This window comes from Streptomyces sp. NPDC051913 (assembly GCF_044593635.1).
In the GTDB taxonomy this organism is placed as follows: Bacteria; Actinomycetota; Actinomycetes; order Streptomycetales; family Streptomycetaceae; genus Streptomyces.
Genome location: NZ_JBIUCI010000010.1, coordinates 210,370 through 224,724, shown reverse-complemented (window position 1 = coordinate 224,724; position 14,355 = coordinate 210,370). Strand labels below are relative to the sequence as shown.

The 14,355-nt window shown below is 72.1% G+C and carries 11 protein-coding genes; 6 read left to right on the top strand and 5 right to left on the bottom strand.

Annotated features, from left to right (window positions below; all coding sequences use genetic code 11):
- Positions 1–85 precede the first annotated feature (85 nt).
- On the bottom strand, positions 86–2,650 hold the full coding sequence (locus tag ACIHIX_RS29175) for an ABC transporter permease (RefSeq protein WP_399961223.1): 2,565 nt from the start codon (positions 2,648–2,650) through the stop codon (positions 86–88).
- Entirely contained in the window at positions 2,647–3,435 is a 789-nt protein-coding gene (locus ACIHIX_RS29170) for an ABC transporter ATP-binding protein (protein ID WP_399961221.1), read from the bottom strand. Before ACIHIX_RS29170 ends, ACIHIX_RS29175 begins: the two co-directional genes overlap by 4 nt.
- 406 nt (positions 3,436–3,841) lie before the next feature.
- Between ACIHIX_RS29170 and ACIHIX_RS29165 the strand changes: the two genes are divergently transcribed.
- Together ACIHIX_RS29165 and ACIHIX_RS29160 are read left to right on the top strand one after the other, a co-directional pair.
- On the top strand, positions 3,842–5,365 hold the full coding sequence (locus ACIHIX_RS29165; protein ID WP_399961219.1) for an MFS transporter: 1,524 nt from the start codon (positions 3,842–3,844) through the stop codon (positions 5,363–5,365).
- 19 nt (positions 5,366–5,384) lie between these two features.
- Positions 5,385–5,891, top strand: coding sequence for a GNAT family N-acetyltransferase (locus ACIHIX_RS29160; protein WP_399961217.1), 507 nt, complete (start codon positions 5,385–5,387; stop codon positions 5,889–5,891).
- Between the two features lie 36 nt (positions 5,892–5,927).
- Here ACIHIX_RS29160 and ACIHIX_RS29155 read toward each other — a convergent pair whose 3' ends face one another.
- On the bottom strand, positions 5,928–6,626 hold the full coding sequence (locus ACIHIX_RS29155; RefSeq protein ID WP_399961215.1) for an NAD(P)-dependent oxidoreductase: 699 nt from the start codon (positions 6,624–6,626) through the stop codon (positions 5,928–5,930).
- Positions 6,627–6,955: 329 nt separating this feature from the next.
- On the opposite strand from ACIHIX_RS29155, the gene ACIHIX_RS29150 reads away from it, so the two are divergent.
- The 4 genes from ACIHIX_RS29150 (at position 6,956) to ACIHIX_RS29135 (ending at position 10,421) form a co-directional block, all read left to right on the top strand.
- The gene (locus tag ACIHIX_RS29150) at positions 6,956–7,372 is read left to right on the top strand and encodes a DUF485 domain-containing protein (protein WP_399961213.1); all 417 of its coding nucleotides are present in this window, start codon (positions 6,956–6,958) and stop codon (positions 7,370–7,372) included.
- Entirely contained in the window at positions 7,369–8,979 is a 1,611-nt protein-coding gene (locus tag ACIHIX_RS29145) for a cation acetate symporter (protein WP_399961211.1), read from the top strand. Before ACIHIX_RS29150 ends, ACIHIX_RS29145 begins: the two co-directional genes overlap by 4 nt.
- An 89-nt stretch (positions 8,980–9,068) precedes the next feature.
- On the top strand, positions 9,069–9,452 hold the full coding sequence (locus ACIHIX_RS29140; protein WP_399961209.1) for a DoxX family protein: 384 nt from the start codon (positions 9,069–9,071) through the stop codon (positions 9,450–9,452).
- 45 nt (positions 9,453–9,497) lie between these two features.
- Positions 9,498–10,421 carry an RNA polymerase sigma-70 factor gene (locus ACIHIX_RS29135; RefSeq protein WP_399961207.1) on the top strand — a complete coding sequence of 308 codons (924 nt, stop codon included), beginning with the start codon at positions 9,498–9,500 and terminating at the stop codon, positions 10,419–10,421.
- A 54-nt stretch (positions 10,422–10,475) separates the two neighbouring features.
- On the opposite strand, the gene ACIHIX_RS29130 is transcribed toward ACIHIX_RS29135, so the two are convergent.
- Together ACIHIX_RS29130 and ACIHIX_RS29125 are read right to left on the bottom strand one after the other, a co-directional pair.
- Positions 10,476–11,363 (bottom strand): cellulose-binding protein, encoded by an 888-nt coding sequence (locus tag ACIHIX_RS29130; RefSeq protein WP_399961205.1) that lies wholly within the window; start codon positions 11,361–11,363, stop codon positions 10,476–10,478.
- Positions 11,364–11,573: 210 nt separating this feature from the next.
- Positions 11,574–14,348: an SUKH-4 family immunity protein gene (locus ACIHIX_RS29125; protein WP_399961203.1), complete on the bottom strand. Its 2,775-nt coding sequence runs from the start codon at positions 14,346–14,348 to the stop codon at positions 11,574–11,576.
- Positions 14,349–14,355: the final 7 nt, after the last annotated feature.

Genomic DNA, 14,355 nt, shown 5'->3' with positions numbered 1-14,355 from the left:
CGGTGAACCAAAAGCGACGGACCCGGCGCCGAGAAGTCCCCCGTGACTTCTCGGCGCCGGGCCCTTGCTCCCCCGTGGGCTGTGGCTACTCGGTGGCGATCGCGTTCAGGACGTTCATCCGCCCCGCCCGGAACGCCGGGACCAGCGCCGCGAACAGTCCCACGAAGGCCGATCCGACGAAGACTCCGATGATCGTCGGCCACGGGATGTCGAGGACGTTCAGGCCCTCCAGCGCGAGCAGCTTCTGCGCGGTGGCCCCCCAGCCCATCCCGAGCCCGAGGCCCAGCAGGGCGCCGAAGAGGGCGATGACGACCGACTCCATGCGGATCATCCGGCGCAGCTGGCGCCGCGAGAGGCCGATGGCCCGCATCAGGCCGATCTCCCGGGTCCGCTCGACGACCGAGAGGGCCAGCGTGTTGACCACACCCAGCACCGCCACGATGATCGCCAGGGCCAGCAGGCCGTAGACCATGTTGAGAAGCTGGCCGATCTGGTCCTTCAGCTCCTGCTTGTAGTCGGTCTGGTCGCGGACCTGGTACTGCGGGTACTCGTCCAGCGCCTTCTTCAGGGCGGCGTAGGCCTGCGCCTCCTGGCCGTCCTTGGCCTTGGCGAACATGATCGTGTTCGGCGGTACCTGGTCGGCGGGGACGTACTTCTTCATCGTCTCGATGGAGAGGTAGCGCGCTCCCTGGTCCAGTGCCGAGTCGTCGTCGGTGATGGCCGCGACCTTGAGCTTCGCCGTCTCCCCGCCCTTGAAGGCGACGCTGATGGTGTCGCCGACGTGGACGCCGTGGTCCTTGGCGTAGTCGGAGCCGACGGACATGGAGTCCTTGCCGTAGGCGGCGGAGAGGGTGCCCGCGGTCGTCGCGCGGCGCAGGTCCTGGGCGTACGACGGGTCGGCCGCCGTCACCTGGGAGTCGTCCTTCTTGCCGTCGGGCGAGGTCAGGACCGCCTCGACCTCCTTGTAGGAGGTCACGTGGGCCAGACCCGGGGTCTGCTCCATGGCCTTCTGGGCCTGCGGGACGATCCGCTGGTTGCCCTCGACGATGAAGTCCGCGCCGACCGACTTGTCGAGCTCGCTGGTGGCCGAGGCGACCATGGAGGAGCCGACGACGGACAGACAGGCGACCAGGGCCAGGCCGATCATGAGGGCCGCGCCCGTGGCTCCCGTACGACGGGGGTTGCGCAGGGCGTTGCGCTCGGCCATGCGGCCGACGGGTCCGAAGGCCCGCAGGATCACCGCGCTGATGACCCGGACGACACCGCCGGCCAGCAGCGGGCCGATGACGACGAAGCCGATCAGGGTGAGGACGACGCCTCCGGCCAGCAGCAGCGAACCGTCCTTGGCGGTGTCGGCGGTGGCGGCGGCGTAGAGGGCGTAACCGCCCGCACCCGTCAGGACCAGCCCGATCAGGGCGCGCACCCAGCCGGCCTTGCCGTCGGCCGGGGTGCCGGCGTCGCGCAGGGCGGCCATCGGGGAGACCTTGCCGGCCCGGCGGGCGGGCAGATAGGCGGCGAGGACGGTGACGACGACGCCGAGGACCAGGCCCGCCACCGGGGTGGAGGCCTTGATGGTGAGGTCGTCGGTGGAGAGGTTCATGCCGGCCATCGACATGAGCTTCATCAGGCCGATCGCGATGCCGACACCGGCGCCGACGCCGAGGATCGAGCCGACGAAGCCGAGCAGCAGCGCCTCGACCAGTACCGAACGGTTGACCTGCTTGCGGGAGGAGCCGATCGCCCGCATGAGGCCGATCTCGCGGGTGCGCTGGGCGACCAGCATGGAGAAGGTGTTGATGATCAGGAAGATGCCGACCAGGAACGCGATCCCGGCGAAGCCGAGCATGGCGTACTTGATGACGTTCATGAACTCGCCGACGTCCTGACGGTTCTCGTCGGCGTTCTCCTTGGCGGTCTGGATCTTGTACGAGCCGTCCAGGGCCTGCGAGACGTTCTGCTTGAGCTGGGTGTCGCTGACGCCGGTGGCGGCGGTGGCGAAGACCTGGGTGAAGCGGCCCTCGGCGCCGAGGAGTTCGCGCTGGGCGGTGGCGGTGTCGAAGTAGACGATCGCCGCGCCGGGGTTGGTGACCTTGAAGGTGGCGATGCCGACGATCCTCGCCTTGAAGTCACCGACGACGGAGATGGTGCGCAGTTCGTCACCGATCTTCAGGTGGTGCTTGTCGGCGGTGTCGGCGTCGACCATGGTCTCGGTCGGCCCGCGCGGGGCGTGCCCGGAGGTGATCTCCATGGAACGCAGGTCGCCCTTGGTCCAGTTGCCCGCGATGGTGGGCGCGCCGTTGGACGACCCCATGTTCTTGTTCTCGTCGTCGACGACGGTCACGTTCATCGAACTGACCCCGCCCTCGACGGACTTCACGCCGTCCGCCTTGGCCACTTGCTGGACCGTGGCGGCCGGCAGGGAGGCGGGCCTGCCGTTCTGCGGGGTGTCGTCGCTCTTGGCCTCCTTCGGGGAGACCGTGACGTCGGAGGCGGTGGTGGCGAAGAGCTTGTCGAACGTCGTGTTCATGGTGTCGGTGAACACGAGCGTGCCGCACACGAACGCCACCGACAGGAGCACCGCCACCGCGGAGAGGGCCATGCGCCCCTTGTGCGCGAAGAAGTTGCGCATCGAGGTCTTCATGACGGTCATGACGTACGCCCCCGGGCGTCGAAGTCCTTCATGCGGTCCAGGACGGCGTCCGCGGTCGGCTTGTACATCTCGTCGACGATCCGGCCGTCGGCGAGGTACAGCACCCGGTCGGCGTAGGAGGCGGCGACCGGGTCGTGGGTGACCATGACGATGGTCTGGCCGAGTTCGTCCACGGACCGCCGCAGGAAGCCCAGCACCTCGGCGCCCGCGCGCGAGTCGAGGTTTCCGGTCGGCTCGTCACCGAAGATGATCTCGGGCCGGGCGGCCAGCGCCCTGGCCACGGCGACGCGCTGCTGCTGGCCGCCGGAGAGCTGGGTGGGCCGGTGCTTGAGCCGCGAGGACAGCCCCACCGTGTCCACGACCCGCGCCAGCCACTCCTTGTCGGGCTTGCGGCCCGCGATGTCCATGGGCAGCGTGATGTTCTCGAGGGCGTTGAGGGTGGGCAGGAGGTTGAACGCCTGGAAGATGAACCCGATCCGGTCCCGGCGAAGCCGCGTGAGCTTCTTGTCCTTCAGTCCGGTGATCTCGGTGTCGTCCAGGTAGATCTGGCCGCTGCTGACGGTGTCGAGCCCGGCGAGGCAGTGCATGAGCGTGGACTTGCCGGACCCCGAGGGGCCCATGATCGCGGTGAACTGACCGCGTGCGATGTCCACGTCCACGTGGTCGAGGGCGACGACACGGGTCTCGCCGGACCCGTACGCCTTCACGACCTGCCGCGCCCGCGCGGCAACGGCCGTAGTCCCTCCAGTGCCCCCGTGCCTGGTGATGGTCACAGCCGATGTCACGGTATGTCTCCTATATCGGTCAGCGGATGAATCACGTGTACTGCGCTCACGTGTACTGCTGAGTCGTGCCTGCGTTCTGGCTACGTCGATGAGTCTGCTGCTCACCGGGGGTCCGGCGCGCTGGTGCCCAGCGCAGTCTTTTCCTGGGGAAAACCCCACCCCCGGACCTGCGGTCCGCCACCCCGAGCCCCTCCCGAGCGGCGTAAAGCCAGGTTAAGGACGGGTCGGGGGCCGTCTCGTCCTCCGGCGGGACGAACCCTCCCCGAGCCGTAGTACGGAGGGACCCCTAGGGGCCGTCCACCCCGGGGTGGAGACGATCTCGGGGTCCGCTCCACCCTTCAGCGGGCTCAGCCTGCACCCTGCCGCGACGTGAGGGTCAAGTGAGAGGGTGTGCAGCATCAGATAGATGCAAGGGGAAAGGATCCTGGTGGGCGAGGGGGAGACGGAGACACAGCCGGCGGCGACGGCGGACGACCCGCGATCGGCGCACCGGCGCGGAGCCGTCGTGGCCGCGCTGATGCTCGCGATGGCGCTGGCCGCGCTCGACGCCACCATCGTCTCGACGGCCGTCCCGCAGATCGTCGGCGACCTCGGCGGCTTCTCCGTCTTCTCGTGGCTGTTCTCGGGCTATCTGCTGGCCGTCACGGTGACGCTCCCGGTCTACGGCAAGCTGTCCGACACCTTCGGCCGCAAGCCGGTCCTGGTCGCGGGCGCGGCGCTGTTCCTGCTCGGCTCCATGCTCTGCGCGCTCGCCTGGAACATGGCCGCGCTCATCGCGTTCCGGGTGGTGCAGGGCCTGGGCGGCGGCGCGCTCCAGGGCACCGTGCAGACGCTCGCCGCCGATCTGTACCCCCTGAAGGAACGCCCGAAGATCCAGTCGAAGCTCTCCACGGTGTGGGCCGTCTCGGCGGTGGCCGGCCCCGCGGTGGGCGGTGTCCTCGCGGCGTACGCGGACTGGCGCTGGATCTTCCTGGTGAACCTGCCCATCGGCGCGGTGGCGCTGTGGCTGATCGTGCGCCATCTGCACGAGCCGGAACGCGCCCGCGGCACGCGCCCGCGCGTCGACTGGGCGGGCGCACTCGCCGTGTTCGCGTGCGGAGGCGTCCTGTTGACGGCGCTGGTGCAGGGCGGAGTGGCCTGGCCGTGGCTGTCGGCGCCCTCCCTGGGCCTGTTCGGTACGGGACTCGCGCTGGTGGCGGTCGTGGTGGCCGTGGAGCGCCGGGCGGCCGAGCCGATCATCCCGGGGTGGGTGTGGCGGCGCCGTACGATCGCCGCCGTGAACCTGGCGCTGGGCGCGCTCGGGCTGCTCATGGTGGCGCCGACGGTGTTCCTGCCGACGTACGCCCAGTCGGTGCTGGGCCTGGGACCGGTGGCCGCCGGATTCGTGCTGTCCGTATGGACGTTGAGCTGGCCGGTGTCGGCCGCGCTGAGCCAGCACGTGTACCGGCGGATCGGCTTCCGCAACACCGCGATGATCGGCATCGGCACGGCCGCGCTGGTGCTGTTCGCGTTCCCCTTCCTGCCGTATCCGGGCGCGGCCTGGCAGCCGACGCTGCTGATGCTGGTCCTCGGCGCCGCGCTGGGACTGTTCCAACTCCCCCTGATCGTCGGGGTGCAGTCGACGGTGGGCTGGGCGGAGCGCGGTACGACGACGGCCTCGGTCCTCTTCTGCCGGCAGACCGGGCAGACACTCGGCGCCGCGCTCTTCGGGGCGGTGGCCAACGGGGTGCTGGCCGCCCGGCTCGGCGGGGCGAGCGATCTCGACTCCGTCACGCGCGCGTTGGACGCCGGTACGGCCCCCGAGTCGACCCGGCGGGCCATCGCGGACGCGGTCCACTCCGTGTACCTGGGGGCGTCGTGCGCGGCGGCGCTGGCGTTCCTGGTGCTGCTGCTCCTCGCGCCACGGAAATTCCCGGTGCTCTCCGACTGAGTCTGCGTAGGGTGCCCGCATGGGTGGACCGGAGCTGGGGCTGAGGCTGGAGCGACTGCGGGCGGATCACGCGGCGGCGCTGCTCGCGTTCGAGCGGGAGAACCGGGAGTACTTCACCCGGACCATCTCGGACCGCGGGGACGCCTACTTCGCCGACTTCACGGAGGTGCACCGCGCGCGGCTGGCCGAACAGGACGCCGGGATCTGCCACTTCCACCTGGTCCTGGACGCCTCCGGGGAGATCCTCGGACGCGTGAACCTGATCGACGTCGAGGACGGCTGTGCCGAACTGGGCTACCGCGTGGGCGAGCGGGCGGCCGGCCGCGGGGTGGCGACGGAGGCGGTGGCGCAGGTGTGCCGGACGGCCGGGACGGCGTACGGCCTGACCTCTCTGATCGCGCGCACCACCCTCGACAACCTGGCCTCCCGCGCGGTCCTCGCCCGCAACGCCTTCACTCCCGTAGGGGAGTGCGTCATCGGCACCCGCCCCGCCGTGCGCTACCGGCGCGCACGCCTCACCCCCTGACGGGCCCAGCGCCCCCACGCCCCCGCCCGCGTCCCCTCACGCCGCCTTCCCTCCCACCGCCTCCTTCCGCATCAGGTCCAGGAGGCTCGGGGTGCCCACGGTGGTGCGTACGTCCACGAACTCCCCCACCTGACACCGCTCTTCGACGGCCTGTCGCACCAGCTCGCAGGCGAGGTCGACGCGCGCGGTGTAACGCCCCGCGAGCCGTGCCGTACCGGTCCCGTAGTCGCTCGCCCGCTCCGCGTCGAAGAGCCCGCCCGGCCGCAGGACCGTCCAGTCCAGGCCGCTCGCGCGCACGATCTCCTCCATGCGCCGCATGTCCTCGTACACCGTGCGCCCCATGAACCGCATGAGCGAGGGCTCCAGCACCCTGCGGAACAGGAAGTTCTCGCCGGGCGCGGGCGTGCCGAAGAGCACCGTCGAGGTGACGGCGACCAGTCGCAGCACGCCGTGCTCGCGCATGGCCTCGGCGATGTGCGTGATGCCGCCGGAGTACACGGTCACCGGGTCGCGGGTGTACGGCACGCCGAGCGCCGAGATCACCGCGTGCTGTCCGGCGACGGCGGCGCTCACCGCGGCCGCGTCGTGGACGTCCGCCGCCATCACGCGCGCGCCCGGCACCGGGAAGGCGTCGGGGCGGCGGGTGACGGCGGTGACGGTGTGCCCGGCCTCGGCGGCGCGGGCGACCACCAGGCGCCCGGTCGGTCCGTTCGCGCCGAAGACGACGATGTTCACGGGGGTCCCCTCTCCTGAGCGGATGCCTTCGAGGAACGACCCCGAGGCGTGTGTGCCCACAAGAGAGCGACGTACCGGGCGATGTGACGCGGGAGGGCGCCGATGAGACATGGGTGACACTTTCCGCCCGGACGTCACATTCAAAAATCTGAGTTAATCCGGGTAACACCCGAGGTCAGCGAAGTAAGCGCGTACCGACCAATCAGTTTGCCGAAAAGCTCGCACCTCCGGCTACCTACGAGTAACGTGCGTGACTCCCCCGCACCCCACCCCCCAACTCCCTGCAGTCCGCACCACACAGGACCCGAGCCGCGCAAGGAGCCAACGGGATGTCCTACGACCCGTTCTCGTCCCCACCACCGACCCACCCGACGTACCCCTGGCAGCCGCCCGTCGACCGCGAACCGGAGGCAGCCCGCCGCCGCCCGCGCCGCCCCGCCCTGGGGCACCACAGCGATCTGCGCGTCCTGCGCGGCGCCTACCGCCGCCAGCGGAGGGTCGCCACCCTCACCGCGCTCGGCTACTTCACCCTCTTCCTGATCCTGTCCGCCTTCGCGCCCTCCTTGATGACGAGCACAGCCGCCGCGGGGCTGCCCACCGGCCTGCTGCTCGCCCTCCTCCAACTCCCCGTCACCTGGCTGGCGATCGCGCTCTACGAGCACACCGCGCGCGTGTACGTCGACCCGATCGCGGACCGCATCCGCAAGCAGGCCGCGGTCGACGCCAAGCGGGAGGCCGCACGATGACCGGATTCAGTGATTCCGCGCAGGCGATGTCGCTGGTGGCGTTCTCGGCGGTGGCCACGGTCACGCTGCTGCTGTGCGTGATGACCGGCCCCGACCGCGACGACCTGGACGAGTTCTACACCGGCTACGGCTCCCTGTCCCCCATGCGCAACGGCCTCGCCATCGCCGGGGACTACATCTCCGCCGCGACCGTCCTCGGCACCGGCGGCGTCATCGCCCTGTGCGGCTACGACGGGGTCGTCCTCGCCCTCAGCACCGCCCTGTCGCTGGTGCTGCTGATGTTCCTGCTCGCCGAACCCCTGCGCAACGCGGGCCGGTTCACCATGGGCGACGCGCTGACGCGCCGGATGCCCGGGCGCGCGGTCCGGATCGCCGCGTGCGCGGTGACGCTGGCCGCGCTGGTACCGCTGATGCTGGTGCAGCTCGCGGGCACGGGCCAGTTGCTGGCGTTCATCCTCGGCTTCTCCTCGGACTCCCTCAAGACGGGCTGCATCCTCGGACTGGGCGTGCTGATGATCAGTTACGCGGCGATCGGCGGGATGAAGGGCACCGCCCTCATCCAGATCCTGAAGATGGTGATGCTGCTGGGCTCCGGCGGCGTGGTCGCCGTACTGATCCTCCAGCGCTTCGACTGGGACCCCGGCGCGCTGTTCGACGCGGCGGCCGCGCAGAGCGGCGTCGGCACGTCGTTCCTGCACTCCGGGCTGCAGTTCGCGGGCGGGCCCAACCCCCGCCTCGACATGATCGTCTCGCAGCTCACGGTCGTCGTCGGCGGGGCCTGCCTCCCGCACATCACCATGCGCATGTACACCGCCGGCAGCGCCCGCCAGGTCCGCCGTTCGATGTCCTGGGCGGTGTCCTCGGTGGTGCTGTTCGTGCTCGTCATCACGGTCGTCGGCTTCGGCGCCACGGCCCTCATCGGCCGGGCCGTCATCGCGCAGGCCGACCCGCAGGGCAACACGGCCTATCTGCTGGGCTCCCGGGCGGCGTTCGGCACGGAGGTCTCGACCGCCGAGACCCTGCTGTTCACGACCGTCACCACCGCGATCTTCCTCACCCTGCTGGCCTCGGTCGCCGGCATGATCCTGGCCTGCGCCAACTCCCTTGCCCACGACGTGTTCGCGGGGCGCGGCCGGGAGATCTCGGCCCGCCGCGAGATGACCGTGGCACGCGTCTCCGCGCTCGCCGTGGGCCTCCCGGCGATCCTGCTGGCGGCCCTGGTCCAGCATCGCAGCCTCCAGCCCCTGGTGACGCTGTCGTTCTGTCTCGGCGCCTCCGCCATCGCCCCGGCCCTCGTCTACAGCCTCTTCTGGCGCCGCTACACCCGAACCGGCCTGCTCTGCACGCTGATCGGCGGCTCGCTGGTGGTCCTGCTGCTGATGCCGGGCACGAACCTCGTCTCGGGGTCACCCGTCTCGGCGTTCCCGGAGAGCGACTTCAACTGGTTCCCCTTCACCACGACCGGCCTCGTCTCCATCCCGGCCGGCTTCGCCCTCGGCTGGCTCGGCACGGTGCTCTCCGAACGCCGCGGCTCCGAGGAGCAGCGACGGCGGTACGAGGCCGTGGAGGGGTGGATTCTGGCGGGGGCGGCGCGAAGGGAGGAGTAACCGGAGAGAGCATGCCGTCGGGGGATGTCACAGGGCTGGTCGCTGTCTCGTCCAGAGGGTGCAGAGCATCCTCGATCTGGGAGTGGCCGATGAACCTCGCACTGTGGATCGCCGCCGGACTGCTGGCCGCGGTGGCGCTGACCGGCGGTGTCTGCAAGACCTTCATCCCGAAGGAGACCCTGGCCGCGCACCACGGCGGGGCCTGGACCGGGGACCGGAGCGTCGTCTTCGTCAAGACGCTCGGCGTCCTCGAACTCCTCGCCGCGGCGGGCCTGGTCCTGCCCGCGGCCGTCGGCGTCGCACCGGTCCTGGTGCCGGTGACCGCCGTCTGCTGGACCCTGCTCATGATCGGCGCGATGATCACTCACGGCCGGCGCGGCGAGACCGGGTTCGTACCGCTGAACCTGGTCTACCTCGCGCTCGCCGTGGTGGTCGCGTGGGGGCGCTTCGGCCCCGAGTCGTTCATGAACTGACCGGCCGCGGAAGCCGGGTCCGGGGTGTGAGGGAGGAGTCGACGCATGTGCAGGACCGAGGAGTTCGAGGAGTTGCGGCCCCTGCTGTTCTCCCTCGCCTACCGCATGCTGGGCAGCATCGGCGAGGCCGAGGACGCGGTCCAGGAGACCTGGCTGCGCTACGCCGCCTCGCCGACCGAGCCCCGGTCGGTCAAGGCCTTCCTCTCCACCACGGTGACCCGGATCGCGATCGACGTACTGCGCTCGGCGCGCGTGCGCCGGGAGGCGTACGTCGGCCCGTGGTTCCCCGAACCCCTGCTCGACGACCCCTACGACGACCCGGAACGCTCGGCGGAACTGGCCGACTCCGTGTCCATGGCGGCCCTCCTGCTGCTCGAACGCCTCTCCCCGCTGGAACGGGCCGTCTTCATCCTGCGCGAGGTCTTCGACTTCGGCTTCCCCGAGGTCGCGTCGGCCGTGGGGCGCTCGGAGTCGGCGTGCCGTCAGCTCGTCGTACGGGCCCGGCGCCACATGGCCGAGGGCCGGCCCCGCTTCCCGGCGGACCGCGAGGAGCGCACGGAACTCGCCGCCCGCTTCTTCGACGCCTTCCGCGAGGGCGACGTCACCGCGCTCACGGACCTGCTCGCCGCCGACGCGGCCCTGGTCGGCGACGGCGGCGGCAAGGCCCCCCAACTGGCCAGGGCCGTCACCGGCGCCGACCACGTGGCCCGCGTCCTCGCCTCCCTCGTCGACCTCCACGCGCGCGTGGACATCACGACCGAGCCGTGCGAGCTGAACGGCCAGCCGGGCGCCGTCTCCCGCGACCGGGACGGCAGGGTGCTCCACACCTGGACGCTGGACGTCCTCGACGGACGCGTCCAGACGATCCGCACCATCCTCAACCCCGACAAGCTCACCCACCTGGGCCCGGTGGCGGACGCCTGGGCGATCACCCGGCAGGCGCGGCGGGCGCGAGGCGCGCAGGGGTGATCCGGGGGCGGGGCGTGCTGGGCGGGGGCAATGGGCGGGGCGTGAAGGGCGCCGCTACTCCGCCGGTGCCCGTCCCGTCAGTGTGGTCAGGCTGTTGCGTACGAGGTCCATGTGGGCGCGTACGTCGTCCCAGCGCTCCCCGTGCTCGCGCAGCACCCGTTCCGTCTCCCGCGCGATGCGGTCCTCACGCAGCCGCGCCTCGGCGAGGAGCTCCGCGGCCCGCGCCCGCGCCTCCTCCTGGCGGCCGCGCGTGGCGGCCTCCGCGTCGGCGAACGCCTGCTTGGCCTCGGACAGCGCGGCCTCCGCGCGGGCGACCTGCTCGGCGTGCCGGGCGTCCAGCGCGGCGGCGCGCTCGACCTCCACGCGCTCGGCCTCGGCCCAACGCTCGGCGAGCTCCTTGGCCTGCTCGGCGAGCATGCCGGTGGTGCGCTGCCGCACCTCGCGCAACGCCTCAAGTGCCTCGGTGCGCCCCTCTTTCACTTCGCGCCGAGCGGCGATACGGATCTCGTCGGCCTCGGCGCGCGCCGCGAGCAGACGCTGCCGGGCGCGCTCGTCCGCCTCGGCACGTACGGCGTCGGCGTGCGCCTGAGCCGCGTCGCGCACGCCGTTCGCGCGCGCCCGCGCCTCCTCCACACGACGCCGCGCCTCCTGCCGCGCGCCGTCGCGCAGGGCCGCCGCCTCCTCCTGCCCCAGCTGGAAGATCCGGCGCGCCCGCTCCCCGAGCGTCTCGTACGTCTGCGGAGCGAGCCGTACGACCCTCTCGCGCAACTCCTCCAGCTCCGCCTCCATCTCCTTGGCGAGCACAGTGAGACGAGCGGCACGTTCCCAGGAGGCGTCACGGTCCTGCGAGAGCGCCGCGGCGTACGCGTCGACCTGTCCGGGACGGTAGCCACGCCCCCGTACGACCGCGAAGCCGTGGGACGAGACAGGTGTGACGCTCATCCTGGAACCCCTCTCCATCGAAGAGATGCGAAATGATGATTTCGCGCACATCTTGATGTATCGGGCAGAACAGTGCATAACGCGACACTCCGCGCACAGGTCACGGCCGTCCCCCGGTAGGCGGAGGTACGGCCGTGTCGGAAGCGTTCCGGAACGACGAGGAGGCGGGCCCGGTCACTCCGACCGGACCCGCCTCCCACGCTCAGGGCCCTACAGCAGCCCGTCCCACATCTGCTCCAGCAGCACCGACCACCAGCTCTCCGGAGAACCCAGCGCCGCCGGATCCAAGGAGGCCAGCTGCGCCTGGAAGTCGACGGTCCAACGACCCGCCTGCTCCTGGTTCAGCCCGAACCTGAGTCGCCACATCCGCCCCAGCAACGCCAGACACCGCTGGAACTCGGGCAGCCCCGTGTTCACGAACTGCGGCGGCACGGGCGCCCCGCCGGGCCCCGCCTCCACCGGCACGGCCACGATGTTCGCCGTCCCGTACTGCACACAGATCGCCCGGCCGAAGTCACTGCCCATCACCAGGTACGACCCCGCGTCCGAGGCCGGCTGCACCCCGCGCTCCTGCGCCAGCTCGGCCAGCGTCGGAACCGGCCGCCCCGGCTGGGCCTGCGCCCAGAAGAACGGGCCCATGTCCATCGGCAGCCCCGCCGCCACCAACGAGTGCGCCACGACCGGCGGCACGCCCTGCCGGGACACCGCGGCCTGCTCGAACCGGAAGATCCCCGGCCCGAACGCCCCCGCCAGCTCCTGCGCCACACCCTCCGGCGGAATCGGCGGAGCGGCCTGCACCGGCGGAAGCGGGGCACGCACCGGTCCCGGTCGCGCCGGTCCGTCCGCCACCTGGTGCAACTCGCCCTGATGCGCCAGCAACTGCCGCATCCCCTGCTGCCGGCTCGCGTGATCCGTGCCGTACGGCGCGATGCTCGCGATCCGCGCCTGCGGCCACTGCTCCCGGATCATCCGCGCACAGTACGCACCCGGCAGCTCACACGACTCCAACTCCGTGTGCAGTTCCAGCACCTGGTCCGGCGGGATGTTCATCCCTCGCAGCTCATGGAAGATCTGCCACTCCGGGTGCGGCGTACCCGGCGCCGAACGCCGGATCAGCTGCTGCTCCGAACCGTCCTGCGCGCGGTAGCGCAACACGGCCTGGTAGCCCGGACCGACGGTCGGCTGACCCTGCTGCGGGTAGCCGTACGCCGGCGCCTGACCGGGACCGGGCTGCCCCGGCGGCGGCACGGCACCCGGCGGCATCGCACCGGGAGGCGGCATCGCACCGGGAGGCATCGCACCGGGCGCCATCGGCTGAGGGGCACCCGCGCCCGGCGCCATGCCGGGGGCGCCGGGCACACCCGGGGCGTGCGGCGGCGGAGGCGCGCCGGGGCCGCCCACCGGGGGCGCTGCCAGCATCGTCTCCGCCTGGTGAACAGCGCCCCCCGCGCCCCCGGCAGAGCCAGGCGCACCCGGGGCGCCGGGAGGCTGCGGTGCGCCGGGGCCACCCGGGGCACCTGCGAAACCGGGAACGCCGGGGGCACCCGGGACGCCCGGAGCGCCGGGCGCGTGAGGCACACCCGGAGCACCCGGAGCACCCGGAGCACCCGGAGCACCCGGAGGGGTCTGCGCGCCCCCGCCAGGGCCCATCCGCCCCGGGTCGGCCAGCATCGTGGCGGCATGGTGAGCGCCACCCGGAGGCGTACCGCCGGGCGGGTTCGGCGCGCCGGGAGGCTGCGGGGCGCCCGGCGGGGTCGGCCCCGCAGACGGCACGCCCTGAGGACCGTCCGGCCCGAGCGCGGACACCAGCTGCGTCGGCACATACCCGCCGGCCGCCGCACCCGGCGTACCGGGCGCACCCGGCACAGGCGGGGGCGTGCCCCCCGGACGCGCGCCCGGCGCCCCCGGGACACCCGGCGGCGGAGGCGGCGTCCCGCCTCCCTGTCCACGGCGCGGCGGAGGCGCTGCCTTGCTGGTCGCGGCGTCGGCGATGTCCCCGGCGTTCGGCGCGAGCGACCGCTCCGACGCCCCCGGACCACCGACCCCGCCCGGTGCACCAGGAGGCTGAGGCGCCCCCGGCCCACCCGGCACAGGCGCAGGCGCGTGCGGGGCGCCCGGAGGGGGCGTAGGAGGCACTCCCGCACCACCCACACTCCCCGCACCCTGCGGATACCCGTACGGCGCCCCACCCGGAGCCATCCCAGGCGCGCCCGGCGCACCGACAACCCCAGGCGCCGGCGCACCCGCAACCGCGCCCGGCGCATGCGGATCGTCGAGCGCCGCTGCCAGCGCCGTCGGCGGAAGCTGGCTACCGCCCGACATCAGCGCGGTCTGGGCCTCCGGCGGCGTCGCGGGCGGCGGAGTATCATCGTCGCTACCGCTCAGCGGCGGCGCGAACACCGTCGCCGGCAACGGCACCGAACGGTCGTCGCCCGCATCGGCGTTGGTGTCGGTCCCGGCCCACGGCGTCGCCCCGGCAGGCACACCCGGCACACCCAGCGCCGCCGAAGCCGCACCCGGCCCCCCGGCCCCGTTCCCCGACCCGACCGGCACACCGGCCTGCGTCTCGGGCAACGCACCAGAACCCGAACCCCGCCGATCAGGAATCCCCAACTGATCCGCCGCCTCCTGCAACCACTCCGGCGGCGTCAAAAGGAACGACGTCTGATTCAGATCCACCCGAGCCGCAGGCGCCGAAGCCGCAGCGGCGGCCGCGTCCTCAGCGGCGCGCCCGTACTCCTCCTCGTACCGGCGGATCACCTCGCCCACCGGCAGCGCCGGCCACAACGTGGCCTCCCCGCTGTCCCGGGCGAGCACCAACCGCTGAGCGCCGCCGTCCGAACGCGGCCCGTCTGCACGGTCCTCCGCCCACACCACGAACCCGAGCTCGAACTCCCGCACCCGCACCTCACGATGCTGGTACGAGGGAACGTCCCCGTTGATCCACTCTTCCGCACGCTCCTGCGCCTGCGCGAACGTCACCATCGGTCAG

Excerpts from the sequence above, each read along its gene's own strand:
- ACIHIX_RS29140 (WP_399961209.1), top strand. The coding sequence starts at position 9,069 with ATGAACCTCGCACTGTGGATCGCCGCCGGACTGCTGGCCGCGGTGGCG.
- ACIHIX_RS29130 (WP_399961205.1), bottom strand. The coding sequence starts at position 11,363 with ATGAGCGTCACACCTGTCTCGTCCCACGGCTTCGCGGTCGTACGGGGG.
- ACIHIX_RS29175 (WP_399961223.1), bottom strand. The coding sequence starts at position 2,650 with ATGACCGTCATGAAGACCTCGATGCGCAACTTCTTCGCGCACAAGGGG.
- ACIHIX_RS29125 (WP_399961203.1), bottom strand. The coding sequence starts at position 14,348 with ATGGTGACGTTCGCGCAGGCGCAGGAGCGTGCGGAAGAGTGGATCAAC.
- ACIHIX_RS29150 (WP_399961213.1), top strand. The coding sequence starts at position 6,956 with ATGTCCTACGACCCGTTCTCGTCCCCACCACCGACCCACCCGACGTAC.
- ACIHIX_RS29145 (WP_399961211.1), top strand. The coding sequence starts at position 7,369 with ATGACCGGATTCAGTGATTCCGCGCAGGCGATGTCGCTGGTGGCGTTC.
- ACIHIX_RS29135 (WP_399961207.1), top strand. The coding sequence starts at position 9,498 with ATGTGCAGGACCGAGGAGTTCGAGGAGTTGCGGCCCCTGCTGTTCTCC.
- ACIHIX_RS29165 (WP_399961219.1), top strand. The coding sequence starts at position 3,842 with ATGCAAGGGGAAAGGATCCTGGTGGGCGAGGGGGAGACGGAGACACAG.
- ACIHIX_RS29160 (WP_399961217.1), top strand. The coding sequence starts at position 5,385 with ATGGGTGGACCGGAGCTGGGGCTGAGGCTGGAGCGACTGCGGGCGGAT.